The 10,604-nt window shown below is 57.7% G+C and carries 7 protein-coding genes and 1 tRNA gene; 5 read left to right on the top strand and 3 right to left on the bottom strand.

Annotated elements, in window-relative coordinates; all coding sequences use genetic code 11:
• Window positions 1-171 precede the first annotated feature (171 nt).
• Window positions 172-819 carry a CerR family C-terminal domain-containing protein gene (locus tag ACY692_RS12925; protein WP_462325789.1) on the bottom strand — a complete coding sequence of 216 codons (648 nt, stop codon included), beginning with the start codon at window positions 817-819 and terminating at the stop codon, window positions 172-174.
• 104 nt (window positions 820-923) lie between these two features.
• Here ACY692_RS12925 and ACY692_RS12920 point away from each other — a divergent pair, with 104 nt between their 5' ends.
• The 4 genes from ACY692_RS12920 (at window position 924) to ACY692_RS12905 (ending at window position 8,331) form a co-directional block, all read left to right on the top strand.
• On the top strand, window positions 924-2,075 hold the full coding sequence (locus ACY692_RS12920) for an efflux RND transporter periplasmic adaptor subunit (RefSeq protein ID WP_462325788.1): 1,152 nt from the start codon (window positions 924-926) through the stop codon (window positions 2,073-2,075).
• A 5-nt stretch (window positions 2,076-2,080) separates the two neighbouring features.
• Window positions 2,081-5,221, top strand: coding sequence for an efflux RND transporter permease subunit (locus tag ACY692_RS12915; RefSeq protein WP_462325787.1), 3,141 nt, complete (start codon window positions 2,081-2,083; stop codon window positions 5,219-5,221).
• A 183-nt stretch (window positions 5,222-5,404) separates the two neighbouring features.
• Window positions 5,405-6,853 carry an efflux transporter outer membrane subunit gene (locus tag ACY692_RS12910; RefSeq protein ID WP_462325786.1) on the top strand — a complete coding sequence of 483 codons (1,449 nt, stop codon included), beginning with the start codon at window positions 5,405-5,407 and terminating at the stop codon, window positions 6,851-6,853.
• Between the two features lie 302 nt (window positions 6,854-7,155).
• Window positions 7,156-8,331: a multidrug effflux MFS transporter gene (locus ACY692_RS12905; protein ID WP_462325785.1), complete on the top strand. Its 1,176-nt coding sequence runs from the start codon at window positions 7,156-7,158 to the stop codon at window positions 8,329-8,331.
• A 243-nt stretch (window positions 8,332-8,574) separates the two neighbouring features.
• Here ACY692_RS12905 and ACY692_RS12900 read toward each other — a convergent pair.
• Together ACY692_RS12900 and rfbA are read right to left on the bottom strand one after the other, a co-directional pair.
• A tRNA-Thr gene (locus ACY692_RS12900) sits at window positions 8,575-8,650 on the bottom strand.
• 71 nt (window positions 8,651-8,721) lie between these two features.
• Window positions 8,722-9,591, bottom strand: coding sequence for a glucose-1-phosphate thymidylyltransferase RfbA (gene rfbA / locus ACY692_RS12895; RefSeq protein ID WP_462325784.1), 870 nt, complete (start codon window positions 9,589-9,591; stop codon window positions 8,722-8,724).
• A gap of 97 nt (window positions 9,592-9,688) precedes the next feature.
• Here rfbA and ACY692_RS12890 point away from each other — a divergent pair, with 97 nt between their 5' ends.
• A complete protein-coding gene (locus ACY692_RS12890) occupies window positions 9,689-10,429 on the top strand; it encodes a DUF1614 domain-containing protein (RefSeq protein WP_462325783.1) in 741 nt (246 codons plus the stop codon).
• Window positions 10,430-10,604: the final 175 nt, after the last annotated feature.

The following is a 10,604-nucleotide window of genomic DNA, read 5'->3' as shown; positions in this document are numbered from 1 at the left end:
CGGGCTCATAACCCGAAGGTCATCGGTTCAAATCCGGTCCCCGCTACCAATACAATTAAAGGGCTTAGAAACGGTTCGTTTCTAAGCCCTTTTTTTATTCCCCACGTATATCCAACCTCCACGCTAGGTATCCAACCCGTTGTGGGAAAACATGCGCATCGGATATCGCATCTAGCCCCGCCCCCGCCTCTCCTTGAGGGCATTGATCCCGGCCACCGCAAAACATGCCAGATCGTCGGCCATTTTTTCCAGAAAATCCCGGTCAATCTCAATATCGCCAAAATATTCAGTGTGCTGTCTACGGCTCACCTTGTTGATGCTGTGGCAAAGGCTGACAACCAGAACCTCACAGAATTCCACCTCCTTTTTCCGGGGTTCATCCCCCAGAATATCCCTGATCACTGCGAAAACGCCCTCTCTCACAGGCCTACGCAGTTCCCGCCACAGATCATCCACGAGTCCCGTGGGGCTTAAAAATTCCCGTTCATGCAGCATGTGGATATTTTTAAGTTCCTTATCATTGCTGAGCAGGGAAAGCAGAAAAAGGATATATGCCCGCAATCGTCTCTCTGCCGGAAGATCGGGGGAGGGACCGACAGCCTCATAGAGATCATGGGCCTGCCTGTGCGCGAACCGCCATGTCTCCGAGTACAGCTGCGCCTTGCTGCCGAAATGATAATTGATCGCCGCGATATTGCATTGGGCCTTTTGGGAGATATCACCCACGGTTGCCGCGTTAAATCCCTTGGAGCCAAAAAGCTCACAGGCCGCTTCCAGAATCCGGTCTCTGGTTTTCTGTCCGTCTTTTCGTGGTGGCATGGTCTTGACATTCCTTAGTTCAAATGACTATTTGAAATCTTCATTTAAAGTGTCCTTTTGATTTTGTCAAAGTGTATCCCTCAAATATTCAGGAGTCAGAGATTATGCAGCAACCCTACCAGTCTTCCAGTGCCCGGACATTGTGGGTACTTTTTTTCATGCTTTTTGTATATGTTCCCAACCTGGAAGCCGCCCCGCCCAAGAACGCGAAAAAACCCCTGACCGGTGTTGTGGTCCAGATTGTCACGGCACAAGAAGTCAATCCGCCCATGGAATCTGTGGGCAGAGTCGAGGCCGTGCAGTCCGTTGATCTGACCGCCAGGGTCCAGGGATATCTGGACCAGGTCAGCTTCACGGAAGGTGAGCGGGTCCGCCGGGGTGACATTCTCTATGTCATCGAACAGGCGCCCTATAGGGCCCAGGTGAATGCGGACAAAGCCCTGGTGGCCAAGGCCGAGGCAGCCCTTGATTATGCTACTAAATATCTGAAACGACTGCAGTCAACCCGAGAGGCCAGCGTAGCCCAGACTGACCTGGACACAGCCGAAAACGCCCAACTCGGAGCCGAAGCCGGTCTTAAAGAAGCCCAGGCCAATCTGCAGATTTCCAACATTGATCTGGGCTATACAACCATCAAGGCCCCCATCAGCGGACGCATCGGTAAAAACGCCTTCACCCGGGGGAACCTGGTTGATTCCACCTCGGGTTCTCTGGCCCGCATCGTCCAGACAGATCCCATCCGGGTGGTCTATTCCGTGAGTGAGAATGATTTTGTGGACGTCAAAATGGAATTCATGAAAAAAGGAGTGGGCCAAAAAGACACTCCCGCCCTGATCCCCCGCCTGCGGTTACCCAACGGCTCCATGTACCCCCTGGCAGGCCGCACGACCTTTGTGGACAATGAGGTGGATCCGCAGACGGGAACCATCGCCATCCGGGCCGAGTTTGACAACCCCGACGAGCTCCTTCTGCCCGGAGAGTATGTCACGGTGTTAAACGCTCCGGCACAGGGCGAAAAACAGGCCGTAGTTCCCCAGTCCGCCGTGCAGGAAGACAAAAAGGGGCGGTATGTCTACACGGTGGATGCGGACAACCATGTCCAGCGCAAAGAAATCGTTACGGGCTCCCTTACAGGCACATTCTGGGCCGTGACATCCGGCATTAAAGCCGGAGAACGGGTGGTTGTCCAGGGCGTTCAGAAGATCCGCCAGGGCCAGGAAGTCACGGTAACCGTCGCTGAACAGGCCGGGAGGTAATCCGCATGATCTCGCGCATATTCATCGAGCGGCCCCGCCTGGCCATGGTCATTTCCATCCTCATCACCCTAGCGGGTGTTCTGGCCATGATGAACATCCCGGTGGCCCAGTTTCCCCAGATCACCCCGCCTGAAATCCACGTCACCGCCACCTATCCCGGCGCCAGCGCCGAAGTGGTTGCCAATACGGTGGCCGCGCCCATTGAAGAAGAAATCAACGGCGTGGAGAACATGATCTACATGTCCTCAAAATGTACCAACGACGGGGGCTACGATCTCACCGTCACCTTTGCCGTGGGCACGGATTCGGACATGGCCCAGGTCAATGTCCAGAACCGTATCCAGCAGGCCGAGTCCAAGCTGCCCGGCGAGGTAACGGATCAGGGCATCTCTGTTGAAACCCGGTCTTCGGACATGCTCGGTATCATCAATTTTTATTCTCCCGGTAAAACCCACGACGAACTTTTCCTGAGCAACTACGTAAGCACCAACGTTAAAGACGCCCTGGCACGGGTTCCCGGGGTCAGCGACGCGACTATTTTCGGGGAAATGGAATACAGCATGCGCGTGTGGATGAATCCGGAACGGCTGACCGCTCTGGGGCTGACCGCCGACGATGTCATTTCCGCCATTGAAAACCAGAATGTCCAGGCGGCCACAGGCTCCATCGGGAGTTCTCCTTCCCCGTCCTCCCAGCAGGTGAATTTTCTTGTACGGGCCAAGGGACGTTTGAAAACCGTGGACGAGTTCAAGAATATCATTGTCCAGACCAACGCCCAGGGCGGTGTTGTCCGCATCAAGGATATCGGCCGCGTGGAACTGGGGGCCAAATACTATAACTCAAGCAGCACCCTGAACGGATCTCCCGCCCTCTCCATGGCGATTTACCAGACCTCCGGAGCCAACGCTCTGAACACCATCGCCGCCGTGGAGGCCGAACTGAAAAATCTGTCCCCGCGCTTTCCCGACGATATCGAATACAAAATAGGCTACGACAGCACAAAGTACGTGAGCAATACCATCGAAGAAATCGTCTTCACCCTGCTGATCACCTTCATCCTTGTGGTCTTTGTAACCTATCTCTTTCTTCAGGACTGGCGGGCAACGCTGGTTCCCACCCTGACCATCCCCGTCTCTCTCATCGGTACCTTTGCGGTGCTCATGGCCCTTGGTTACAGCGCCAACACCATCACCCTCTTCGCCCTCATCCTGGCCATCGGGCTGGTAGTGGACGACGCCATCGTGGTGGTGGAAAATGTCCAGCGGATCATGCAGGATGAGGGACTCGGGAGCAAAGCGGCCGCCTTGAAGGCCATGGAGCAGGTTACCGGGCCCGTCATCGCCACCACATTGGTGCTTCTGGCCGTCTTTGTGCCCGTAGGTTTTCTTCCGGGCATTACCGGCCAATTGTACAGACAATTTGCCGTGACCATTTCCACAGCGGTTTTGCTCTCCTCCATCAACGCCCTGACCCTCAGTCCGGCCCTGTGTTCCCGGCTCCTGCGTCCCGTGCGGACCATCGAACACGGTCCTCTGGCCTGGTTTTCCCGGGTCCTCGATGTCTCCCGGAGGGGCTATACAGCCGTGGCCGCGTGGCTGATCCGGCGGGCTCTGCTGGTTGTCCTGATCTTCGGGATCATTGGTGCCGGCGCCTATGTCGCCTCCACCCATCTTCCCACCAGCTTCCTCCCCGAGGAAGACCAGGGGCTCATATTCCTGGACATCCAGCTCCCCGAGGCCGCATCCTTTGAGCGGACCAAAGAAATAACCCGGCAGGTTTCAGAAAAACTCAAGACCATGCCCGGCATGGAAAACGTCATTGCCGTGGCCGGAAACAGTCTCATCAGCGGCACGAATGAAAACTGCGCCCTTGTCGTGGCCACCCTGAAGCCCTGGGGGGAACGGACCACCCCTGAAACCCAGGTCAGCTCCCTCATCGGCCGGATACAGGGAGAAATGGGCGCCATCCCCTCGGCCTCCATATTTGCCTTTGCCCCCCCGGCCATCCAGGGACTGGGTGTGTCAGGTGGATTCGATTTCAGGCTACAGGCACTGGGAGACCAGACGGCCCAGGATCTTGCCTCCGTCACCCGGGCTCTTGCCGGTGCCGCCAACCAGAACCCCATGCTCCAGAGGGTTTTCACTACCTACTCAGCCAATCTGCCCCAGCTCTATCTTGATCTGGACCGGACCAAGGCAGAGAACATGGATGTCCCGGTGAGCGAGATCTTTTCCGTCCTGCAGTCCCAGCTCGGGTCCAGCTATGTGAACGATTTCAACATCGGGAGCAAAACCTACCAGGTCAAGGTCCAGGCCGATGCCGGATTCCGCGATGATATCGCCGATATCGGCAGGTTGTACGTCCGCTCAAACACAGGACAGATGGTCCCCATGAGCAGTCTGGCCACCCTGTCCACGGTTCTCGGACCCCAGCAGGTAACACGGTACAACATGTTCCAGTCGGCAACCATCAACGGGTCGGCACAAACGGGATCCAGTTCCACCGAGGCCATGGCCGCCATGGCCTCGGTGGCGGAAAAGATCCTGCCCGACGACTATAGCTTCCAATGGTCGGGACTCAGCTACCAGGAACAGAAATCAAGCGGAGAAGCACCCCTGATCATCGCCCTGGCCCTGCTCTTTGCCTACCTCTTCCTGGTAGCCCAGTACGAAAGCTGGACCGTCCCCCTGTCGGTTATCATCTCCGTATCGGTGGCCGTCCTCGGGGCTTTGCTCGCACTCATACTGAGCGGAAAGAGTCTCTCCATCTATGCCCAGATCGGGCTGGTTCTGCTCATCGGTCTGGCCAGTAAAAACGCCATTCTGATTGTGGAATTTGCCAAGGAGGAACGGGCAAAAGGCCGCTCCGTGTTCCAGGCAGCCGTGGAAGGGGCACGTATCCGGTACCGGGCCGTACTCATGACCGCATTCTCCTTCATTCTGGGAGTCTTTCCCCTGGTCGTGGCCACGGGAGCAGGTGCCAGCAGTCGTCAGTCCATCGGTGTCACCGTATTCTGGGGCATGATGGCCGCAACACTTATCGGCATCTTTCTTATCCCCGCTCTGTACGCTCTCTTCCAGAACTCCAGGGAACGGATGTCCGCCTGGCGCAAAGGGATCAAACATCACCCCAAACCTGAAGACTAGACCGATGCAGATTTTGTCCTCAATCCAACAAAGGCATGATACGCCCGCTCGAGAAGCAGAGGACCAGAGAAAAAACCTGAAGATACAATATTTTTCTCTGTGTCTCTGCGCCTCGAGGCATATAAAATATGCCGGGCGTTGCATGCAGTTTAACGGCTAACGTAGTAAAGACGGACTATAAATATGAAAAAATACACAAGACTACGTCAGAGTATACCTGTCCTTGCGGCCCTTGTTCTGGGCCTTCTGATGACTTCCGGATGCGTCAAGGTGGGGCCGGACTATCTGGCCCCGGACCTGAACGCGCCCGAAACCTGGCACGGGGAACTCAAGGACGGACTCACATCGGAACCCTCTGATCCGGAGACCATGGCCCGCTGGTGGACAACCCTGAACGATCCTGAGCTGAACAAACTCATGGACAGAGCCGTGGCCGGCAACCTGAGTCTTCAGGAGGCCAGAGCCAGGGTCTGGGAATCCCGGGCACAACGGTCCCTCAGCGCGGCAGATCTCTACCCCACCCTGGACGCCGCCGGAGCCGCAACCAAAAGTAAATCCAGCAAAAACGCAGGATATACGGGAACGGAAGTGGATCTCTACCAGGCAGGATTTGATGCGGGCTGGGAAGTGGATATCTTTGGCGGGGTGGCCCGGAGCGTGGAAGCGGCTGATGCCGATCTCGCGGCCAGTGAAGAAGATCTCCGGGATGTGATGGTTTCTCTGCTCGGGGAGGTGGCATCCTCCTATGTTGAGGTACGCACCTACCAGACACGCCTCCAGGCGGCTTTGGACAATCTCGACGCCCAGCAGGAAACCTTTGACCTGATCGGATCAAGATATACGGCCGGGCTGAGCGATGAACTCACGGTACAGCAGGCCCGGTATGTTCTGGAAAATACCCGGGCCCAGATTCCCAGCCTGCGTTCCGGGCTGGATGCAGCCAAAAACAGCCTGGCTGTCCTCATGGGGGAAACACCGGGCGCAGTGCACACGGAGCTTGAAGCCTTCGCTCCCATCCCCGTTCCCCCGGTCCGGGTGGCCGTGGGGGTTCCTGCCGAAAGCCTGCGCCGCCGACCGGATATCAGAAAGGCCGAACGCGCCCTTGCCGCCCAGTCGGCCCGTATCGGCGTGGCCACGGCCGGTCTCTACCCCAGGTTCAGCCTGATGGGTTCAATCGGCCTGGAATCCCTGTCAACAGGCAGCTTTTTCGAGACCGGAAACAGCAAGGCCTTCAGCCTGGGCCCCAGCATCTCCTGGTCCATCTTCGATGCGGGTTCCATCCGCAGAAACATCGAGGTCCAGACGGCCGTGCAGGAACAATATCTTATGCAATACCGGGCAGCCGTGCTCTCGGCCCTGCAGGAAGCCCAGGACGCCATGGAAAGCTATGCCCAGGAACAGCTGCGCAGGCAGTCCCTTACGCTGGCCACCCAGGCCGCCAAACGCGCCGTGGTCCTGGCCAAAGACAAATACAAGGCAGGCCTGGTGGATTTCAGCGATGTTCTGGATGCCCAGCGCTCCCTGCTGGACTACCAGGACGAGCTGGCCCAGAGCGAAGGACTGGTGACCACCAACCTCATCAGCCTGTACAAGGCCATGGGCGGAGGCTGGGAATCGTACGCCCAACAATAATCTGGACAACCATCGATATTTGCATAGCATCATAAAGGGCACGGCGCGCCGTGCCCCTACGATTTTGGTGTCCTCAAAACCATATCAAACAAGACACATCCGAATATCCCGTAATCGTGGTATCGGTCCCTTCCGCTACCAACGTGAAACCCTCCCCCAGCCCCTCCCTGAACTAGGGAGGGGGGTTACAGCATGCCCTTGTTCGGGAGCTACGGGTAATGCCGGAATTTTTTCCGTAGGGGCACGGCGCGCCGTGCCCTCTTTTTTCACGCCCCAACCCTTCAATCTCCCACGAGCCCTCCATGGATCGCATCGTCTTCCTCCTGGCGTACATCACCGCCCTGTCGCCCATTTCCACGGACATGTACCTGCCCGCCATCCCGGAACTCCAGCGGATATGGGACCAGCCCCTGGTGATCATCAATCTGTCTCTGGTCGCATTTTTCGCTACCTACTGCATCTTTCTTCTGGTCTACGGCCCCATCTCGGACCGGGTCGGCCGCAAACGTCCGCTCATGGTCAGCTTCTCCCTGTACATCGCGGCCAGCCTGCTCTGCGCCCTGGCTCCGTGCATCCAATGGCTCATCGCAGCCCGCATCCTCCAGGGCGCCGGAGCCGCCTCGGGAGCGGCCCTGTCCCTGGCCATCACCAAGGATCTGTACGACGGCATCCAGCGGCAGAAAATCTTTGCCCATCTGGGGGTGATCATCGGCATCGCCCCCATGCTCGCCCCAACCCTGGGCGGACTGGTTCTCAAATGGCTGACCTGGGAATGGATCTTCGTCCTCCAGGCACTCTGCGGGACCATCGCCCTGATCGGCATCCTGCGCATGCCCGAAACCCTGAAGGAACGCTCCAGCACCGGAATGTGGGAGCTGGCGGGAAAATACGCTGCCCTGTTCCGCAACAAACGCTACATGGCCCTGACCATGGTCGTGTCCACCATGTCCCTGTGCATCTTCTCCTTCATTGCCGGTTCCGCCACCATGTACATCAGCGGATTCGGGGTGGACGAGACCACCTACGGCTATTTTTTCGCCTTCAACGGCTCGGCCCTGATCCTCGCCCCCCTGCTCCTGACCCGGTTTGCCGGGACCTTCAGGCATACCACTATCATGCGCATGGCGTCCTTTGGTATCCTCTGCGCGGGCACCTGGATGATCGTCGGATGGACATCCGGCCCCTGGCGTCTGGCCCTGCCCATGTGGTGCGCCTCCTTCTGCTTCTCCCTGACCCGCCCCGTGACCAACCATCTCATTCTGCAACAGGTGGACCGGGACACCGGCACGGCCTCCTCCTTCATGACCTTCCTCTATTTTCTCATCGGCGCCTCGGCCATCTGGACGATCTCTCTGGACTGGGAGAACCCCATTGCGGTCATGGGGATCATGAACCTGGCCGTGGGCGGGACAAGCCTGGTCTTCTGGATCATCTGGACACAGATCATGGGGACAAAAGACACCCGTGCCCGCCGCTGACGCAGACATGCACCGCACTTACCAAGCGGCTCACACCCGCGCGGAGCACCGATCCGAACGATAGCTTCCGGGAAACATGCCCTATGGACCCGGACGAAATTGCTCCAACCGCAGCACACCGGCCTTACGATTCAGCCGGCACCCCCGCTTTGGTCGTTCGGTTTTTTGTATTGATCGCCCTCTGGTCAGCATGAGAAAAAGGGGCCCCCAGCATGATGCCGGAAGCCCCTTGAATGATTTTTCTGGAGCCCACGACCGGACTTGAACCGGTGACCTCTTCCTTACCAAGGAAGTGCTCTACCTGCTGAGCTACGTGGGCATCTGTATGGAGAGAAGACCTCTTAGAGAAAGTCCATGGAGATTTCAAGTTTTTTTTGATCGCCGGTCATATTACCCGTTCTGCCCGGCAATCTCCCTCAGGTACTCTCCATAGTCGTTCTTGTACCATCCGGCCAGGTCTTCGAGTTGGACGGCGTCTATATACCCTCTGGAAAAAGCGATTTCTTCGATACAGGCGATACGGAATCCCTGGCGGTCCTGGATGGCCTGGACAAAGGTACCGGCCTGCTGGAGGGATTCGTGGGTTCCGGCGTCGAGCCAGGCAAAGCCGCGGCCGAGGAGCCGGACCATGAGCTCTCCCCGTTCCAGATAGGCTTTGTTCACGTCGGTGATCTCCAGTTCCCCCCGGGGCGATGGTTTGAGGGATTTGGCAATGGACACGACCTGGTTGTCGTAGAAGTAGATCCCGGGAACCGCATATTTGGACTTGGGGCGGGCCGGTTTCTCCTCGATCCCCAGCACCGTGCCCCGGCCGTCGAACTCCACCACCCCGTACCTGGCCGGGTCCTTGACCGGATAGCCGAAGACGATCCCGCCCTTTTCCAGCCGGGAACTCTCCCCAAGGATATTCGAAAGCTCGTCCCCGTAGAGGATGTTGTCGCCAAGGACCAGGCAGACATTGTCGTCCCCGATGAATTCCTCGCCAAGGATGAAGGCCTGGGCCAATCCCTCGGGCCGTGGCTGCTCCAGATAGGTCAGGGAAATGCCCAGTGACGAACCATCGCCCAAAAGTTCCCGGAACAATCCGAGATCCCTGGGAGTGGAAATGATCAGGATGTCCCGGATACCCGCAAGCAAAAGCACGGACAGGGGATAGTAGATCATGGGCTTGTCGTACACCGGAAGCAATTGTTTGCTCACGGACAACGTCAACGGATAAAGTCTGGTGCCGGAGCCTCCGGCAAGAATGATTCCTTTCATGGGTGTATACCTGTTTGATGGGGTTCAGCGGAACCGGACGGCCTCCATATAATGACAATGGCCAAGCCATCTGTTACGCAGGTGCCTACCTTGTACCATGCAAACATGCAACGCACGCGGGTATGTCATGAACCCCCTCTTTTTTCTCCCCTTTGCCCTTTTGATGTTCATCCTGTTCGTCATCCTCATCGTCTTTCTCTTCGCCTTCATCCAGATCGGGGCCATTTCCGTGGCCTTTGCCAAGCTGGGTCTGTCTTCCGGCCAGGTTTTTCTCCTGCTCGTGGGATCCCTACTGGGCAGCGCGGTGAACATCCCGCTCTTCAAGCGGCCTCTGCCCGGCCGGACGGACGACGGGTTTCTGGAGATGGACTTCCACGGCATCTGGAGGCATTATCGTAAATTCAGCGCGCGCCCCATGGCACGTGCCACGGAACAGGTCATTGCCATCAATTTCGGGGGCGGGGTGATCCCCTGTTTTCTCTCCCTGTATTTTCTGTTCCAGATCGGTCCTTCCCCGGGCATGGGACTGGCCTTTGGCCTGGTCACCCTGGTCGTGTACAAGTTGGCACGGCCCGTTCCCGGGCTGGGCATCGGCATTCCCTTTTTGATCCCGCCACTTCTGACCGTCCTGGCCACATGGGTGCTCGCCCCCCGGGGGCAGGAAGCGCAGGTGGCCTATGTGGCCGGGAGCCTGGGCACCCTGTTCGGTGCGGACATCCTCCACCTGTTCCGCGACAAGGATCTGGGCCGGCTCCAGGCCCCCATGCTGTCCATCGGCGGGGCCGGAACGTTTGACGGTATCTTTCTCACCGGTATTTTGGCAGTATTGTTGGCGTAATCTGACAAAATCCACGTCACCCCGGACCTGATCCGGGATCTCCACGGGGATGGCGTTGCATTGACGGCTAGGCCGGATCCTTGTTCTTCCCCCCCGGTCTGCGCAGAGGATGCCGGTATAGGACGTAAATCCGTCTTGAAAGGTGGCAACTTTTTTTCAGGACCCAAAAATAATT

It is taken from the genome of Desulfoplanes sp. (assembly GCF_054921335.1).
The sequence above is the reverse complement of the archived record's forward strand: the minus strand, read 5'-3'. Positions and strand labels throughout refer to the sequence as shown.